This window comes from Sphingobacterium spiritivorum ATCC 33861 (assembly GCF_000143765.1).
GTDB classification, from domain to species: Bacteria; Bacteroidota; Bacteroidia; order Sphingobacteriales; family Sphingobacteriaceae; genus Sphingobacterium; species Sphingobacterium spiritivorum.
Genome location: NZ_GL379772.1, coordinates 178833 through 195785, shown reverse-complemented (window position 1 = coordinate 195785; position 16953 = coordinate 178833). Strand labels below are relative to the sequence as shown.

Genomic DNA, 16953 nt, shown 5'->3' with positions numbered 1-16953 from the left:
TCTCATGAGTAATAAAAAGAAAAACAAACCGAGCCCTGCTCCTCAGGAAGTCTTAAGACCGGTAGATATTTATTTTAAAGAGTTGTCAGCTATATTTGCAAATCCTCAAAACAGAGGATTGTATGCTGTTTTTTTAACTTTATTTTTCTTTGGGCTAATGGGACTGATCTGGATGATTCCATTTCCGCAATTTGATTTTATGATCAAAATGGGGTGGCATACTTTTCTTAACTGGGGATCAATTTTTATTGCCATTATTGTTTATTCTTATCTCCGTCTTGCTCCTACGCTGTCTTATGCTATGCTGATTGAGATCGGTGTTATGAGTTTTTTTATTGTTCAGCTGGAATATCTGGAAAGAGCAGGAGGGCCGGCAGTATGGCTGGTAACAGGACTGATTATGCTGGTTTCATTGGCTGCGCTGATTGCAATCTCAAAAAGAGAAACAGGTACGGTATCGACCAGTAATCTGATCAGATTGATCACAATAGGACCGATATGGTTGTGGAGCTTTGTTTTTAAGAAACTTAAGCTGAAGTTTTAGTTTTTATATCCTATAAAAAGTATACACAAAGAGAGGATGGCCGTCAAGCTATCCTCTCTTTTGTTAGATGCCGATTTATTTCTTATCTCTCCGCGTCAATTGACATCCCTGCCAAATGATAAAACAAGTTTCCATGCAATGTGGAATATCTTTTTTTATAATGCCGGTGAGAACAGCAGCAGACGCAGTTATGAAGAATTACTGATGTCTATTTGGCTACTGAGTAATTCAATTAAAACTCTCCGCGTCAATTGGCGTCCCTGCCAAATGATAAAACAAGTTTCCATACAATGTGGAATATCTTTTTTTATAATGCCGGTGAGGACAGCAGCAGACGCAGTTGTGAACAATTATTGATGTCTACTTTGCTATTGAGTGATTTGATTACATCCCTTAGCGTCAATTGGCGTCCCCGCCAATTGCTAATATAAGTTTCTATGCGACGTGGAATATCTTTCTTTTGTAATGCCGGTGAGAACAGCAGCAGACGCATACGTATATAATTACGCGTCAATCCGGCGCACAACCTAAACAATTTGATACCTTTTATTGTCTTATACTAAATGTAGCATAAGAAAGGAAGCCTGGGATTATATGAAACTACTATCTGTGACGAGCAAAGGTCTGTATTGTAAACAAGCTAATATTTATATTGATCCGTGGAAACCTGTTGATAATGCCCTGATTACTCATGCTCATAGTGACCATGCCCGCTGGGGAATGGGACACTACTGGTGTCATCCGGACAGTATTCCGATACTGCGTCTTCGTCTTGGAGTTGAAAACAATGTTACAGGGATGGAATATGGTCAGGTAATGTCTGTCAACGGGGTAAAGATCAGTCTGCATCCTGCAGGACATATTATCGGCTCGGCTCAGGTACGTCTGGAATATCAGGGAGAGATCTGGGTATTTACAGGTGACTATAAATGGAGTGATGACGGTCTTTCACAACCTTTTGAGTTGCTGAAATGTGATCATTTTATCACAGAATCTACATTTGGACTTCCGGTATACCATTTTCCTTCTGCATTTGATGTTTATGAGGATATCAACCGCTGGTGGAAGCAGAACCAGAATAAAGGATTGAATACAGTATTGCTGGGATATTCGCTGGGTAAAGCACAAAATATCTTAAAACATCTGGATACCTCTATCGGTGAGGTGTACCTGCACGGAGCAGTAGCGAACGTTAATCAGGCACTACAGGAGGTGGGGTATCAGTTTCCGGGACAACGGATTCTTGCGGAGACGGATCGCTCAGCTATAAAGGGCGCGCTTATTGTCGCACCGCCATCTGCAATGGATACACCCTGGATACGAAAACTAAGACCTTACAAGATCGCCATGTGCAGCGGTTGGATGCAATTGCGCGGAGCAAGGCGAAGAAGGGGAGTCGATCAGGGATTTGTCCTGTCTGACCATTGCGACTGGACACAGCTTAATGCTGCTGTACAGCAAACAGGTGCCCGTCATGTGTATGTGACACATGGTTACGAAGCTGTATTTTCAAAATGGATCAATGAAAATCTGGGCGTAAAAGCTTCTGTTCTCAAAACACTGTTTCATGATCAGGAAGAGGAGGATATGGAATGAAAGATTTTGTAGAACTTTTCGAAGCGCTGGACAGTACGACGCGAACAAATGAAAAAATAGACGCTATCCACCAGTATCTGATAAATGCAAGACAGGAGGATCAGTTGTTTGGTATCGCGCTGCTTATGGGTAATAAACCAAAACGCCCTGTCAAGACCAGTCTGCTAAAAATCTGGGCTGCAGAGCTGGCAGATATTCCGCTATGGCTCCTGGATGAAAGCTACTATATAGTGGGAGATCTCGCTGAAAGTCTGGCTCTGGTATTACCAACGTCCAATACCGAAGCCCTATTTGAATTGCATACGATCTATCTGCAATTAATAAACCTGTACGGACAGCCTGAAGACGTACAGAAAGAAGTGATTTTGGGATATTGGACACAATTATCCGGAACCGCGCTTTTTCTTTTTAATAAGTTTCTGACCGGAAATTTTCGGGTTGGAGTGTCCAAAAAGATTGTAGGAAAGGCGCTGGCCCGTTATCTGGAAATGGAAGAACCCGTTGTGGAACACAGGTTGATGGGGAAATGGAGTCCACTTACTGAACAAATGGACTCTTTATTTTTCAGTGATCTGAATGCAGATAAGCATTTCCTGCCATATCCTTTTTATCTCGCATATGCTATTGATTCTCCGGTAGAAGAGCTGGGAGATCTCGAAGACTGGATATTGGAGCCTAAGCTGGATGGTATCCGCGGACAGCTTATCATCCGGAAAGATGAATTGTTTGTCTGGAGCAGAGGAGAGGACCTGATGACAGAGAAATTTCCGGAATTTCATAAATTAAAGGATTTGCTGCCCAACGGTACGGTGATCGATGGAGAGGTAATTCCGTGGAAGGAGGGTGTACCACTTGATTTTAATGTTATGCAGACCCGTATTGGTCGTAAAAATCTATCTGCTAAAACATTGGCAGATGCTCCGTTAGTGATGGTGTGCTATGATCTTCTGGAATGGGAGGGAAAAGATCTGAGAACTCTTCCATTGGAGGAAAGACGCAATCTTCTGCAATATGTGCTCGATACAGCCGGTGTGTCGGATGTCCTGTTGCTGTCTCCGGCTTTACAGTTCAGGGATTGGGAGGAAGCGGCATCTTACAGAGTACATGCGAGGGAACATAATGCTGAAGGACTTATGATCAAACGGAAATCGAGTCCTTATGAAACAGGAAGGAAGAGAGGGAACTGGTGGAAGTGGAAAACAGATCCTATGACCATAGACGGGGTATTGATTTATGCGCAGTCCGGACATGGAAGAAGAGCAAATTTGTTTACAGATTATACTTTTGCGGTGTGGGACGGAGAGCAGTTAGTCCCTTTTGCGAAAGCATATTCCGGATTGACCGATAAGGAGCTGATCAGTATGGACAACTGGATCAAACGGAATACCATTGAAAAATTCGGGCCTGTAAGAAGTGTCAAACCGGAGATGGTCTTTGAGCTGGCTTTTGAAGGGATTAATCTCAGCAGCAGACATAAATCGGGTGTCGCTTTGCGGTTTCCCCGGATTCTGAGATGGCGAAAGGATAAATTACCAAAGGATGCGAATACAAAACAAGATTTGTTGGACTTAATCGAATCGTTGAAATGAACCAGTTTGCAGAGGTATGGTTTCATAATCAGGGATGGAAGGCTCACGGTTTTCAGCAGCAAACCTGGAAAGCTATCCGTGAAGGACATTCCGGATTGCTGAATGCTCCTACCGGATACGGGAAGACATTTGCTGTATGGTTTGGGATTCTGGATCATTATTATGCGCATCATGCAGGTGCAAAGAATAAGAAATTACATACACTTTGGATAACACCTTTACGGGCTTTGTCCAAAGAGATATATAAAGCTGCTAATGCAGTTTCGGAAGAACTGGATCTGGATTATACCATTGAATTACGTACAGGCGATACTACTGCATCGGTCCGGCAGCGACAACGTAAAACTCCTCCTCAGGCCATGATCACCACGCCGGAGAGTGTACATCTGCTGCTGGCTTCCAAAGATAGTACAGCGTATTTCAAATCACTGGAATTTATCGTGATTGACGAATGGCATGAATTATTAGGCAGCAAGCGCGGTGTATTGGTAGAGCTGGCTTTAAGCCGGCTAAAGGCTATCAATCCCCGGCTGAAGATATGGGGTATTTCTGCAACTATAGGTAATCTGGCCGAGGCTAAGGAAATCTTGCTGGGGGTAGAAAATACCGGTGTGATGGTCAAAGCGGATATCAAAAAGAAACTTCATATCGAGACCGTTCTGCCGGATTCACTGGAGAAATTTCCCTGGGCCGGACATTTGGGAATCCGGTTACTGGATAAGGTCATTCCTATCATTAACGCACATCAGTCTACTCTGATCTTTACCAATACAAGATCTCAGGCTGAAATATGGTATCAGCAGATTATTCTGAATTACCCAGAGTTTGCAGGATTACTGGCAATCCATCACGGTTCACTGAGTGATGAGATCCGTTTTTGGGTGGAAGAAGCATTGCATGAAGGTCGCTTAAAAGCCGTTGTGTGTACCAGTAGTCTCGATCTGGGGGTTGATTTCCGTCCGGTGGACTGTGTGGTACAGGTAGGTTCTCCAAAAGGCGTTGCCCGTTTTTTGCAGCGGGCAGGCCGTTCGGGGCACAGGCCTGATGAGACCTCAAAGATCTATTACGTTCCTACCAATTCGCTTGAAATTATAGAAGGAGATTCGTTGAAATATGCTGTAAAAGAGCATATAGTCGAACAACGTATACCTTATATCCGAAGTTTTGATGTGTTGATCCAGTATTTAATGACACTGGCGGTGGGAGATGGGTTTGATCCGGATCAGATCTTTGCAGAGATCGTGCAGACACATTGTTATGCGTCGGTATCCAGAGCAGAATTTGACGAATGTATGGCGATGCTTATCCACGGGGGGAAATCACTTACAGCATATGATGATTTTCACCGTTTGGAATATACTGACGGATTATATAAGGTTACATCCCGCAAACTGGCTATGCGACATCGGCTCAGTATCGGTGCGATTGTATCGGATGCCATGATGCGGGTTCGGTTTATGAACGGCAAATATCTGGGGTCTATAGAAGAATCCTTTATCTCCAGACTGAAAGAGGGAGAAGTGTTTTGGTTCTCCGGAAGACAACTGGAATTGCTGCATACCAGAGGAATGGATGTGACCGTTAAACCATCTACAAAAAAGAAAGGAGTAGTACCGTCGTGGATGGGTGGACGCTTTTCCATTTCACCCGATCTGGGAGATGCGATCCGGCATAGTTTTCAGCATATTCAGAAAAGAAGCTATCAAAGTGAAGAGATTCGTTTTTTACAGCCTCTTTTTAATGAACAGAAAGTCCGCTCTGCTTTGCCGTTAGAAGACGAATTGCTGGTCGAGTATATGGAAACCCGATATGGGCACCATTTATTTGTTTATCCTTTTGAAGGTAAGCTTGTACATGAAGGAATGTCTCAGGTCATCGCTTACCGGTTAGGTAAGATTCAGCCCGCGACCTTTAGTATTGCGACGAATGAGTATGGATTTGAACTGGTCTCTGAGACGAAATTTGATATTACTCTTCAATTATTACAAAAAGTGTTTTCACCGGAACATCTGCATGCCGATCTGTCAAGCGGAATTAATGTGCAGGAAATGGCTAGAAGGCGTTTCAGAGATATAGCCGGTATCGCAGGACTGGTTTTTCAGGGATTCCCCGGTAAGAATGTGAAAACAAAACATCTGCAGGCTAATTCAGGATTGTTTTTCTCTGTATTTCAGGATTACGACCCAAACAATCTGCTGCTGAGAGAGGCCTACGATGAAGTGTTTGATTTTCAGTTGGAAGAAGGGCGAATGCAGACGGCTTTCAACCGGATCAGCGGGCATCGTATTATATTGACGCATCCTGAAAAGCTGACTCCGTTTGCTTTTCCTGTTTTCTCCGAGTCTTTTCGCGAACGCTACAGCAATGAAGACTGGCAAAGCCGTTTGGAAAAACTGAAAATGCAGTTAACTTTGGAATAATGGCAAAGAAGATTGTATTGAATGGATTAGATTGCTTTTTACTTCCCCAAAAAGTCCTGTATATTCCCTTCTATCATTTGTTGGTCGTGTCGGACTGGCATTTGGGTAAGATGAAGCATTTCCGGAAGGAAGGACTATTTGTCCCTCCTGTAGAAGTTGAGGAAGAAATCAGCCGGCTGGAATTGCTGTTTCAGGAACTGACAGTAGAACGGGTGATACTGCTGGGTGATCTGTTTCATTCAGACTGGAATGAGGACTGGACCGCATTTGCCCTGTTTACGCATCGTTATCCGAACATCAGTTTTTTGCTTACCCGCGGAAATCACGATATTTTGGTAAATGCACACTGGGCTGAAGCTCGTTTACAGATTATTCCACAATATATTCTGGCTGAAGGGCTGCTGTTTTCACATGAACCAGTCGCTGATCTGCCCGCCTATATGTTCAACATTGTAGGGCATCTGCATCCTGGATGTGTCGTCCGGGGAAAAGGAAGGCAACAGTTCCGGCTTCCATGTTTCCATTTAAAAAACAATGTTCTGACATTGCCAGCCTATGGCAAATGGACCGGACTGCATATATTGCCGAAGGAAGATAATGCCCGTTTTTTTTCTGTTATTTATGATGAAGTTGTGGAAATAAAGGAATTTATCTAGCCCGGATACAGCACAACGGAGCCTTGCAGAACAGCTTAATATACCTGTTAAATCTTTCTTTTGATATGCTGCAAAAGTGCTATCTTTAATCCATATAAACTTGAAAAATATGGGATTGTTAGATAAAATCAGAAATGAATTTATAGATATTATCGAGTGGGTGGATGATACCAAAGACACCATTGTCTGGAAATTTCCCCGCTACCAGAATGAGATAAAAATGGGTGCGCAGCTTACTGTGCGTGAAGGTCAGGCGGCTGTATTTATGAATGAAGGCCGTATAGCCGATGTATATTACTCCGGCCGATACGAACTTTCAACGCAGAATATGCCTATTATGACGACTTTGCAAGGTTGGAAATATGGTTTCAACAGCCCCTTCAAAGCAGATGTATTTTTTGTGAGTCTGCGACAGTTTGTGAATCAGAAATGGGGAACCAACAATCCTATTATGCTGAGGGATGCTGAATTCGGCCCGGTACGCCTGCGTGCATTTGGTAACTATGCTTTCAGCGTCAAGGATCCCGGCTTGTTTATCAAGACGATTTCGGCGACCAATCCTACATTTACAGTAGATGATATAAATGAACAATTGCGTAATATTGCGGTTACCCGTGGTATGGATGCTGTAGCCGAATCAAGGATTCCGGTTCTGGATCTGGCCTCCAATTATGATGAGGTATCTGGTCTTATTCAACAGAAGATAAGTCCAGAATTTGAAGAGATCGGGTTACTGCTTAATAAATTCTTGATTGAAAATGTCTCTCTTCCCGATGAAGTCGAAAAGGTATTAGACAAACGCAGCAGTATGGGAATCGTAGGTGATCTGGGGGCATATGCGCAGTATCAGGCGGCTAATGCAATGGAAAAAGCTGCTGAGAATCCAAGTAGCGGCGGATTGATGGGTGCCGGTATGGGCGCCGGACTTGGAATGGGAATGGCCGGAAATATGGCCGGAGTCTTTCAGGAACGTAAGTTTGAAGGTAATCAGCCTGCTGCTCAGGAAGGAGCGGCAGTGCCGCCGCCGCTTCCTGTACAGGTCGCGTATTATGTTGCTGTCAACAATAAGCAGGAGGGACCATTTGATATGACGCAGCTTAAAGATATGATTGCAAGTGGCAAACTCACTTCTAATATGCTGGTCTGGAAAGCAGGATTTGATAATTGGATAGCGGCATCACAGACTACAGACCTTGCCCTCTTGTTCCAGCAGACTCCTCCTCCGATACCAGGCGCCTAAGCAAATTCAATCATTGTTCATGGCATTTGAAGAAAAAACTGCTGAAATAAATAAAACATTTAAATGTACCGGATGTAGTGCTCCTCTGGCCTATAAACCCGGTACAGATTATCTGTTATGCCCGTATTGCGGAACGCGTAATACGATAGCGCAAACTGCGGAGAATGCTCCTCCGCTTACCTTTCCTATAGATTATGAGCATTACATTGCTTCTATAAAAGATGTCAATGACAACAGGTACGAAGAGCTGCAGGAAATTGCGAAATGTACAAACTGCGGGGCATCAACAACACTCCCTTCGCATGTGGTTGCTGCAAAGTGTGCCTTCTGTTCATCACCTCTTGTTATAGATCATCATACTGAACATATTGTAAGACCCCAGGCGCTGGTTCCTTTTTTTATTGATAACAAGCTCGCTTATCAGCAATTTAAAATCTGGGGAGGTAAGCGCTGGTTCGCCCCTAATGATTTTAAACGAATTTTTGATACATACTCTCTGAATGCATTGAAAGGGGTGTATATTCCTTTCTGGGTTTTCAATGCAAATACAGTCACCGATTATACCGGAGAGCGGGGAGATCATTATTATGTGGAGCGGACGGTAAGAGATAAGGACGGGAATACAACCACGGTACAGGACCAACGTACACGCTGGCGATATGCCTCCGGAAGAGTATCTGTAACCTTTAAGGATATTACGATATGTGCTTCTCAGTCACTTTCTCAGGCTTCCAGTGACAAACTCGGACCCTGGCATCTAGAGAGACTCGTTCCTTTCAATGAACAGTATATCAGCGGATTTTCAGCACAGACCTATCAGTTGGATCCGCAGGCAGCTATGGCTGAAGCCAAAGCGGTCATGCAGTATCAGATCAGGGGATATATAAAAGACGATATAGGTGGTGATGAACAACGTATTGATTCTGCAGATACATATTTTAGTAAAGAAGGGATACGGTATGTGCTGTTGCCGGTATGGCTGACTTCCTACAAGTATAACGGAAAGTACTATCAGATCATGATCAATGCCTTCAGTGGAAAGGTGTACGGGGATCGTCCGTATAGCACATGGAAAATTGTTGGTGCTATTTTGCTGGGAATTATTATTCTGTATATTATTGGTCTGTTTTTAGGAGTAGGGTAGATGTGAATATTCCATAGTTCAGGATTCAAATTCTGTACTATGGAATGCTTGAAAGACCTTAGAAATCCCGGTATTCGTCAAACCATTGACTGGCTTTTTCAGTTGAGATTGCTAAGGAGGACGATTGTATAAGCTGATCTACAGCCAGACCTGCGTCTTCACGCTCTGTGGTCTCTATATCCTGCAAGGTATTGATAACCCGGATTACTTTACCAATAGATACTTTCACTTCATCTTCCGTTTTTGCCTTGCAGATTTCCTTTAACGCTGTTTTGTAAGCTTTGGTCGCCGGTTTTGCATTCTTATCTGCCCAGCCGGCAAACGGGATTCCGTATTCTGTTGTAAACCAGATCTTTTTCTTTAGTTTGGATACTGAAGCATACGTAAATACTTTTTCTTTGCTGAGTTGCTGGAGTTCTTTCTTCAGTACTTTTCCTGCCTCTTCCTCTATATTCCATCCGATAAAATACGTTAGTTGAGGCCATGTTGTGAGTGCCGGCATAGCTGCCAGATCAGGGACATATCTCAGTTCTATAGATTTCAGGTGTTTCAATTCTTTCAGTGCATGAAGGTTTGTCAGATTTCCGCTCAGGCTTAAAGACTTGAGATTTGCGAATTGCAGAAGACTTTCACAGTCAAATGCCTGACCTACAGGAGGGACATTTACGTCTATGTGCGGTACTTGCTCAAAATTCCTGAATACTGGTAGCTTATAGGAGATTATCTCTTTCTTTGCTGTGTCCGGAGAGAAATGCAGGTAGGGAATCCGGGCAGACTGCTTTATCTGGAACTTTGCCAGATTGCCGGACAGATAGAGTCTTCTGATCTTGCTTCCCAATGTTAATTCGACCTGTTCTCCTGATGAATGAACATGAAAATTTCCTATATCGGCTTTTGTCAGATCTGCCGAAACAGATTCATATGGAAACCAATGAAAATCTTCAACAGGTCTTTGATCTGACCATCCCACAAATCCGTTATCATTACCCGCATAATACAAAAATCTTGGCCAGCGCGATCCTGCAGGTGTACTGAATTCATCAAAGCAATTCCATTGTATCACCTCTCCCTTTTCTACCCAGGTATCATACTTACCTTTGGAAATACCTTTAGTACCTATAGAAAAGCTTCCCTGTCCTGCAGGGATAGTTATTTTATGACTTTGAGCTGCGGTTAATGAAATACAGACAGGCTGGTCTTTTTGCATAGGAGAGAGGTTTTGTTCACGTTTATACAAAGCAGATAGTGCTGCAAAGTTTGGACTCTGCAGCACTATTCTTATTTAATAATCCTTTTGATCTTATTCGATTTTTTGATCAGTTTGTACAGCTCATCATAGTCTTCTTCTTCAATGGCCTGATGCAGCAATTGCAGCTGTTTGATATGTTCATCAAGTACTTCCAGTACATTTGCCCTGTTTTGTTTGAATATCGGCGTCCACATGTCCGGCGAACTTTTAGCCAGACGTACAGTAGATTCAAATCCCGAACCTGCCAGTTCAAAAATACGCCCCTGTGATTTTTCTTTCCCCAATACCGTGAGTGCAAGAGCAAAAGAAGTGAGGTGTGAAATATGGGATACATATGCCGTGTGTACATCATGTTCATTGGCATTCATATACGAGGTTTTCATCTCCAACTGCTCGGTAATGGAGTCTGCAAGTTCGAAGGCATCTTCGTCCGAACGGAAAGCTTCAACATATACCATCATTTTATCTTTAAAAAGATTAGGTATAGCCGCTTCAGGACCAGAATACTCTGTTCCTGCCATCGGGTGTGCAGCTACATAGCGTCCTCTTTTAGGATGGTTCTCTATAAGTTTGAGAATATTTTCCTTTGTAGAGCCCATATCAATGACAACCTGATCTGTGACCAGATCCAGGATTGTAGGTGCAAGTTGTAAAATTGCATTTACCGGAGCAGCCAGAATAATCACCTTACAGCTTTTTACAGCTTCTTCCAGAGAGGCGATCTCATCAACCAGATGAAGCTGAAGAGCTTTTTTCTGATTAGATTCACTCTTGTCAACTCCTATTATTTTAGAAAAATTTCCTTTTTCTTTCAATCGGATGGCTACTGATCCTCCGATCAGTCCGATTCCGACAATTGCTAAATTCATTAGAAAATGATAATTAAAACGTAAAAATTAAACAGACGTTACACATCAGCTTTTGTATCGCTTGTATGTACCGGCTGTTTTCAAGCTATCCCCTGATCCGTGCTATTGCTTCTTCAAATACAGCTTCTGTAGCACATAAGCTGACGCGTATATAACCATTGCCGGCATGCCCGAAAATTCCTCCGGGAGTGATAAAGACACGAGCCTTATTTAAGACTTCATCGCTCAGTTCATATCCGTTGGCATACTTTTCCGGAACTTTGGCCCATATAAACAGACCTACCTGATCTTCACGGTAGCTGCAATTAAGCAGGTTTAGCAGTTCCAGAGCTTTATCTTTCCTTTTCTGGTAAGCTGCATTCAGTTCTGTGTACCATGTGCTATCCAGGCTAAGGGCTTTAGCTGCGGCAAGCTGCAGGGGCAGAAACATTCCTGAATCCATATTGCTTTTGAATCGCAGAATCTCATTGATGCGTTCTTCTGCTGCGCATAGCATACCTATTCTCCAACCGGCCATATTAGACGATTTACTTAGTGAATTAAGTTCTATAGCTACATCTTTGGCTCCTTCTGTCTCCAGAATACTCTGCGGATGATCGTTCAGAATAAAGCTATACGGATTATCATGACAGATCAGGATATTATGTTTTTTACCAAAGGCGATCACAGCTTCAAAAAAAGAAGCTGTGGCTTTAGATCCGGTCGGCATATGCGGATAGTTGATCCACATAATCTTGACTTTGGACAGATCTGTTTGCTCCAGCTCTTTCAGGTTGGGCAGCCAGTCATTTTCCGCTGTCATCGTGTAGGGAACAGCTGTTGCACCACTGAGACGTACAGCCGCTGCATAGGCCGGATATCCCGGATTAGGGATAAGGACTTCATCTCCATCCTGCAGATAGGTCATACAAATATGGACGATGCCTTCTTTGGAGCCGATCAAAGGTAAAATCTCTTTTTCAGGATTAAGATATACGCGATAATATCGTTCATACCAGTCAGCAATAGCTTTGCGTAATACGGGGCTACCTTTATAATTTTGATAACCATGGGTATTTGGCAAGCTGGCTTTCTCATGAAGGGTTTGAATAACTTCGGGATGTGGAGGCAAATCGGGGCTTCCAATTCCCAAATTGATCACGCGGGCTCCGCTTTTGTTGAGCTCGTCAATCTCTCTCAATTTTTTAGAGAAGTAGTACTCTTCGGTCTGTTGCAACCTTTTGGCAACGTTAATTTGCATTTTAATTTGTGTTTTGAAAACTCTAAAGTAAAAATAATGAACCTATTTACGCTAAAATATAATAAAAAAGCGAAAGGAAAGTGGCGGATAAAGCTATTTACTTTTTGGAGCACATTTCCTTTTTTGTACATTTATCATTCATTCAACATCAACCAACTAAATGAATACATCGGGCAGAAGAGAGTTTATCCGCACAGGTAGTGCAGTTCTGGGTGCAATGATGATACATCAGCTGCTGTCCGCAACCGCAGTAAAGGGTAAAAGAATAGGGATTATCGGTCTGGATACTTCCCATGCAGTCGCCTTTACCAGGGCGATCAATACAAATCCAGCTGCGTACAGAGATTATCATGTTGTAGCGGCATATCCTTACGGAACAAAGACTATCCCTTCAGCAACAGACCGTATTCCTAAATATATAGAAGAAGTAAAAAGTCATGGAGTGGCCATTGTAAATTCAATAGCAGAATTGTTGAAGAGGGTGGATGCTGTACTGCTGGAAACGAATGACGGACGCTTACATCTGGAGCAGGCTACTCAGGTTCTTAAAGCCGGTAAACCTGTTTTTATTGATAAACCTATCGCTGCCTCCTATGCAGATGCTTACAAGATTATGAAACTCTCCCGTCAATATAATACCCCGATGTTCTCCACATCTTCGTTGCGGTATATTGGTGGAATGGAAGAAATCACCGGAGGAACATATGGAAAGGTATTAGCTGCTGATGTTTTTACACCTGCAACGCTCGAAAGTACACATCCTGATTTTTTTTGGTATGGCATTCATGGTGTAGAAATGTTATTTGCCGCAATGGGAACAGGATGTAAATCGGTATCACGTGTACATACTACAGATTCGGATCTGATCGTAGGGGTGTGGGAAGGAGGACGTATAGGTACAGTACGTGGTATGCGTATCGGAAAGAATGATTTTGGCGGAATAATTTTTTGTGAACAGGAAAATGTGAAGCTGGGGGAATTTAAAGGCTATGAGCCGCTGCTGCATAAAATTGTTGATTTTTTTGACTCAGGAGAACCCCCGGTAGACGGGGCGCAGACATTAGAAATCTGTGCTTTTATAGAAGCTGCAGATATCAGCAAAAATAATAACGGAAAGGCCGTCGAACTGTCCGGAATAAGCGCTGTATCTGAATAGTTAAATTGGCGTTAGCGAATTAAAAAATAAGCGGTATTCCTGTCTTAATTGTGTAACATTGTTTATTATAATGTTCAACTTTATGCGTAAGGTTGACAATTTTACTATTTTTGTTGGCTTATAACATTAAATGAAGACTTATTTTAGACTACTTTCATTTGCCAAACCCATTGAAAAATATGCGATCCCGTATATTATATGTACATTGGTCACAGTCATATTCAGTACGCTCAATCTGGCATTGTTAGCTCCTTTACTGCACACGTTATTCAATACGGAAGGAGAAGTAAAGGCCGCTTTAGTCGAGCCGGATGGTATGTTTGATATTCTGGGCTATTTTAATTACTACGCCAATTGGGCTAATCAGGAATATGGTCCTTATGAAGCACTAAAGATTGTGTGTATCGTGATCGTCATCTCGGTGCTGATCAGTAATGCTTTCCGATATTTTTCTCAACGAATCATGGAAAATTTACGAATTCACACGCTGTTGAATCTTCGTAAAGCTGTATTCGGGAATGTCATGGATCTGCATCTTGGATATTTCAGCGGACAGCGTAAGGGCGATGTGATCTCCAAGATAGCTTCGGATGTACAGGTGGTACAGTTTTCAGTTACAGGTACACTGCAGGTAGTGTTTAAAGAGCCGTTGCAATTGATCGCCTATCTGGTCATGCTATTTGTGATATCGGCCAAGCTGACTTTATTTTCCATGTTAGTGATCCCGGTCTCTGCATTTTTCATTTCACGTATTGTTAAGACATTAAAAGCTCAGGCACAGGAAGGACAACAGTCTTATGCCAATATGATTACCTATCTGGATGAAGCATTGTCCGGTGTCCGTATTATCAAAGCATTCAATGCAACAGATTTCGTAAAGAACAGATTCAATCATGAAAACCACCGCTATGCGAATATTATGCGACGCATGGTTCGCAGACAGCAGATGGGATCTCCTGTATCTGAATTGCTTGGGGTAGTCATGGTAGCCGTCATTCTGTTGTATGGGGGGAGTCTGGTGTTAAGTGGAAGCGGTGATCTTCCGGCAGCAGATTTTATAGCGTATATTGCTATCTTCTCTCAGATTATGCGTCCTGCAAAAGCGATTACCGATTCATTCAGTAATATTCATAATGGAGTCGCCGCAGGTGAACGTGTATTGGAGCTGATCGATGAAAGAAGTGAAGTGGTGGATAAAGCAGATGCAGTGGTAGTCGATAATTTTAATTCAGATATCCGTTTTGAACATGTGGATTTTGCTTATGGCGAACACAAGGTGCTTTCGGATATTAATCTTACGATTGAAAAGGGAAAAACAATTGCGCTGGTGGGTCCGTCTGGTGGTGGTAAATCCACATTAGTCGATCTGATACCGCGCTTTATGGATGTGACCGGAGGAAAAGTATTGTTCGATGGTAAAGATCTCCGGGATCTCAACCAGGAATCCCTGCGCCGATTAATAGGTGTGGTGAATCAGGATTCCATATTATTTAATGATACGATCTTTAATAATATAGCTTTTGCCAACGAATCTGCCTCACAGGAGCAGGTAGAGGCCGCTGCAAAAATTGCGAATGCGCACCAGTTTATCCTGAATACGGAAGAGGGCTATCAGACCAATATCGGTGACCGTGGGGCTAAGTTGTCCGGAGGTCAGCGTCAGCGCCTTTGTATTGCGAGAGCTGTCCTGAAAAATCCGCCGATTATGTTACTGGATGAAGCGACTTCAGCATTGGATACTGAGTCCGAAAAACTGGTGCAGGAGGCGTTGTATAAACTTATGGAAAACAGGACTACTGTGGTCATTGCACACCGGTTGAGTACCATTCAGAATGCGGATAAAATTGTCGTTGTGGAAGGCGGTAAGATCGTGGAATATGGTACACATTCTGAACTGCTGGTTAGACAGGGACTGTATAAGCGCCTTATTGATATGCAACAGTTTGGCGAATAGTAATCTTTTTGTAAACTGAATGTTTTAACAAGAATCCGCTCGCATTTTTATTCTAATATTGGTACATTTGTCTAATAGGAGAAGAGAAATGGAAGCTAGACATAAAATAGATTTTTTAATCAACGATAGCCGTTTAGACCCCGAATTGCGCCGCATTGCAGAGAAAGTTGTAGCAGGAGAGCGCATCACATTTGATGAAGGGGTATTGCTCTACGAAAAGGGAGAATTAAGTTACCTGGGGGTATTAGCAAATTATATCCGGGAGAAGAGACACGGTGATATCACCTATTTCAATCGAAATTTTCATATCGAACCTACTAACGTATGTGTATACGATTGTAAGTTCTGTTCGTACTCACGCATGATCAAACAGCGTGAAGAGGGATGGGAGATGGATGTGGATGCTATGATCGATATTGTCAAAAAATACGATGATGAGCCTGTCACTGAAGTGCATATCACAGGAGGTGTTGTACCCAAGCAAAACCTCGAATTTTATGCTGATTTCTTCCGTAAGTGCAAAGCGCACCGTCCGGAATTACATATCAAGGCATTGACACCTGTTGAATATTATTATATCTTCAAAAAAGCTAAATTAAGCCACTTTGATGGTATGAAATACCTCAAAGAAGCGGGGCTGGATTCTATGCCGGGAGGCGGAGCCGAAATCTTTCATCCGGAAATCCGAGAGCAGATTGCACATGATAAATGTACTGCTGAACAGTGGCTGGATATACATGAACAGGCGCATCTGCTGGGTATGAATACCAATGCAACCATGCTTTATGGGCATATTGAGAAGTTCTGGCATCGTGTAGATCATATGGAACGCCTGCGCCAGTTGCAGGATAAAACAGGAGGATTTCAAACATTTATACCGCTGAAATTCAGAAATAAAGAAAATCAGATGTCTGATGTAGATGAGGTTTCTGTGATTGAGGATTTGCGCAACTATGCCGTTGCCCGTATTTATATGGACAATTTTCCACATATTAAAGCATACTGGGCTATGATTTCCAGAGACACGGCACAGATGTCTCTGAGCTTTGGTGTTGACGATATCGATGGTACATTAGACGATACGACCAAAATATACAGTATGGCCGGAGCGGAAGAGCAGACACCTGCGATGAGCACGCAACAACTGGTCGAACTGATCAAGAATGTAGGACGCCATCCAATAGAACGGGATACGCTATATCATGTAGTTACGGATTATAAGGATCATGTATTTGATGATGAGTCTGCAAAGAAGAAAAACTATTACGCTTTGCCGGTTCTTAACAGCTGATTTTT

The 16953-nt window shown here is 42.7% G+C and carries 14 protein-coding genes; 10 read left to right on the top strand and 4 right to left on the bottom strand.

Annotated features, from left to right (window positions below; all coding sequences use genetic code 11):
• The first annotated feature begins 4 nt into the window (after positions 1-4).
• Complete coding sequence (locus HMPREF0766_RS15380; RefSeq protein WP_002999115.1) at positions 5-544, top strand: DUF962 domain-containing protein; 540 nt, start codon at positions 5-7, stop codon at positions 542-544.
• Positions 545-851: 307 nt separating this feature from the next.
• Here HMPREF0766_RS15380 and HMPREF0766_RS22300 read toward each other — a convergent pair whose 3' ends face one another.
• Positions 852-1079, bottom strand: a complete 228-nt coding sequence (locus HMPREF0766_RS22300; protein WP_138944209.1) for a hypothetical protein — start codon at positions 1077-1079, stop codon at positions 852-854.
• Positions 1080-1138: 59 nt separating this feature from the next.
• Here HMPREF0766_RS22300 and HMPREF0766_RS15370 point away from each other — a divergent pair, with 59 nt between their 5' ends.
• From HMPREF0766_RS15370 to HMPREF0766_RS15345, 6 genes are all read left to right on the top strand, one after another.
• Entirely contained in the window at positions 1139-2140 is a 1002-nt protein-coding gene (locus tag HMPREF0766_RS15370) for a ligase-associated DNA damage response exonuclease (protein ID WP_002999105.1), read from the top strand.
• Positions 2137-3729, top strand: coding sequence for an ATP-dependent DNA ligase (locus HMPREF0766_RS15365; RefSeq protein ID WP_002999102.1), 1593 nt, complete (start codon positions 2137-2139; stop codon positions 3727-3729). The genes HMPREF0766_RS15370 and HMPREF0766_RS15365 overlap by 4 nt, the downstream gene beginning before the upstream one ends.
• Positions 3726-6149, top strand: coding sequence for a ligase-associated DNA damage response DEXH box helicase (locus HMPREF0766_RS15360; RefSeq protein WP_002999098.1), 2424 nt, complete (start codon positions 3726-3728; stop codon positions 6147-6149). The genes HMPREF0766_RS15365 and HMPREF0766_RS15360 overlap by 4 nt, the downstream gene beginning before the upstream one ends.
• The gene (pdeM, locus tag HMPREF0766_RS15355) at positions 6149-6805 is read left to right on the top strand and encodes a ligase-associated DNA damage response endonuclease PdeM (protein ID WP_002999094.1); all 657 of its coding nucleotides are present in this window, start codon (positions 6149-6151) and stop codon (positions 6803-6805) included. Before HMPREF0766_RS15360 ends, pdeM begins: the two co-directional genes overlap by 1 nt.
• A gap of 109 nt (positions 6806-6914) precedes the next feature.
• Positions 6915-8045 (top strand): SPFH domain-containing protein, encoded by a 1131-nt coding sequence (locus HMPREF0766_RS15350; RefSeq protein WP_002999091.1) that lies wholly within the window; start codon positions 6915-6917, stop codon positions 8043-8045.
• A gap of 19 nt (positions 8046-8064) precedes the next feature.
• Positions 8065-9189 (top strand): TFIIB-type zinc ribbon-containing protein, encoded by a 1125-nt coding sequence (locus HMPREF0766_RS15345; RefSeq protein WP_002999088.1) that lies wholly within the window; start codon positions 8065-8067, stop codon positions 9187-9189.
• Positions 9190-9247: 58 nt separating this feature from the next.
• Here the strand turns inward: HMPREF0766_RS15345 and HMPREF0766_RS15340 are convergent, their stop codons facing one another.
• The 3 genes from HMPREF0766_RS15340 to HMPREF0766_RS15330 all read right to left on the bottom strand — a co-directional run bounded on the left by HMPREF0766_RS15340 (position 9248) and on the right by HMPREF0766_RS15330 (position 12547).
• Positions 9248-10396 carry a leucine-rich repeat domain-containing protein gene (locus tag HMPREF0766_RS15340; protein WP_037460509.1) on the bottom strand — a complete coding sequence of 383 codons (1149 nt, stop codon included), beginning with the start codon at positions 10394-10396 and terminating at the stop codon, positions 9248-9250.
• 71 nt (positions 10397-10467) lie between these two features.
• Complete coding sequence (locus HMPREF0766_RS15335; RefSeq protein WP_002999084.1) at positions 10468-11307, bottom strand: prephenate dehydrogenase; 840 nt, start codon at positions 11305-11307, stop codon at positions 10468-10470.
• An 85-nt stretch (positions 11308-11392) separates the two neighbouring features.
• Complete coding sequence (locus tag HMPREF0766_RS15330; protein ID WP_002999082.1) at positions 11393-12547, bottom strand: pyridoxal phosphate-dependent aminotransferase; 1155 nt, start codon at positions 12545-12547, stop codon at positions 11393-11395.
• Positions 12548-12707: 160 nt separating this feature from the next.
• On the opposite strand from HMPREF0766_RS15330, the gene HMPREF0766_RS15325 reads away from it, so the two are divergent.
• From HMPREF0766_RS15325 to mqnE, 3 genes are all read left to right on the top strand, one after another.
• Complete coding sequence (locus tag HMPREF0766_RS15325) at positions 12708-13703, top strand: Gfo/Idh/MocA family protein (RefSeq protein ID WP_002999080.1); 996 nt, start codon at positions 12708-12710, stop codon at positions 13701-13703.
• Positions 13704-13833: 130 nt separating this feature from the next.
• A complete protein-coding gene (locus HMPREF0766_RS15320) occupies positions 13834-15657 on the top strand; it encodes an ABC transporter ATP-binding protein (RefSeq protein WP_002999078.1) in 1824 nt (607 codons plus the stop codon).
• Between the two features lie 88 nt (positions 15658-15745).
• Positions 15746-16948 (top strand): aminofutalosine synthase MqnE, encoded by a 1203-nt coding sequence (gene mqnE, locus HMPREF0766_RS15315; RefSeq protein ID WP_002999076.1) that lies wholly within the window; start codon positions 15746-15748, stop codon positions 16946-16948.
• Positions 16949-16953: the final 5 nt, after the last annotated feature.

Bases quoted from the DNA above. Each gene is read 5' to 3' on its own strand.
- HMPREF0766_RS15380 (WP_002999115.1), top strand. From the start codon at position 5: ATGAGTAATAAAAAGAAAAACAAACCGAGCCCTGCTCCTCAGGAAGTC.
- HMPREF0766_RS15370 (WP_002999105.1), top strand. From the start codon at position 1,139: ATGAAACTACTATCTGTGACGAGCAAAGGTCTGTATTGTAAACAAGCT.
- HMPREF0766_RS15365 (WP_002999102.1), top strand. From the start codon at position 2,137: ATGAAAGATTTTGTAGAACTTTTCGAAGCGCTGGACAGTACGACGCGA.
- HMPREF0766_RS15360 (WP_002999098.1), top strand. From the start codon at position 3,726: ATGAACCAGTTTGCAGAGGTATGGTTTCATAATCAGGGATGGAAGGCT.
- pdeM (WP_002999094.1), top strand. From the start codon at position 6,149: ATGGCAAAGAAGATTGTATTGAATGGATTAGATTGCTTTTTACTTCCC.
- HMPREF0766_RS15350 (WP_002999091.1), top strand. From the start codon at position 6,915: ATGGGATTGTTAGATAAAATCAGAAATGAATTTATAGATATTATCGAG.
- HMPREF0766_RS15345 (WP_002999088.1), top strand. From the start codon at position 8,065: ATGGCATTTGAAGAAAAAACTGCTGAAATAAATAAAACATTTAAATGT.
- HMPREF0766_RS15340 (WP_037460509.1), bottom strand. From the start codon at position 10,396: ATGCAAAAAGACCAGCCTGTCTGTATTTCATTAACCGCAGCTCAAAGT.
- HMPREF0766_RS15335 (WP_002999084.1), bottom strand. From the start codon at position 11,307: ATGAATTTAGCAATTGTCGGAATCGGACTGATCGGAGGATCAGTAGCC.
- HMPREF0766_RS15330 (WP_002999082.1), bottom strand. From the start codon at position 12,547: ATGCAAATTAACGTTGCCAAAAGGTTGCAACAGACCGAAGAGTACTAC.
- HMPREF0766_RS15325 (WP_002999080.1), top strand. From the start codon at position 12,708: ATGAATACATCGGGCAGAAGAGAGTTTATCCGCACAGGTAGTGCAGTT.
- HMPREF0766_RS15320 (WP_002999078.1), top strand. From the start codon at position 13,834: ATGAAGACTTATTTTAGACTACTTTCATTTGCCAAACCCATTGAAAAA.
- mqnE (WP_002999076.1), top strand. From the start codon at position 15,746: ATGGAAGCTAGACATAAAATAGATTTTTTAATCAACGATAGCCGTTTA.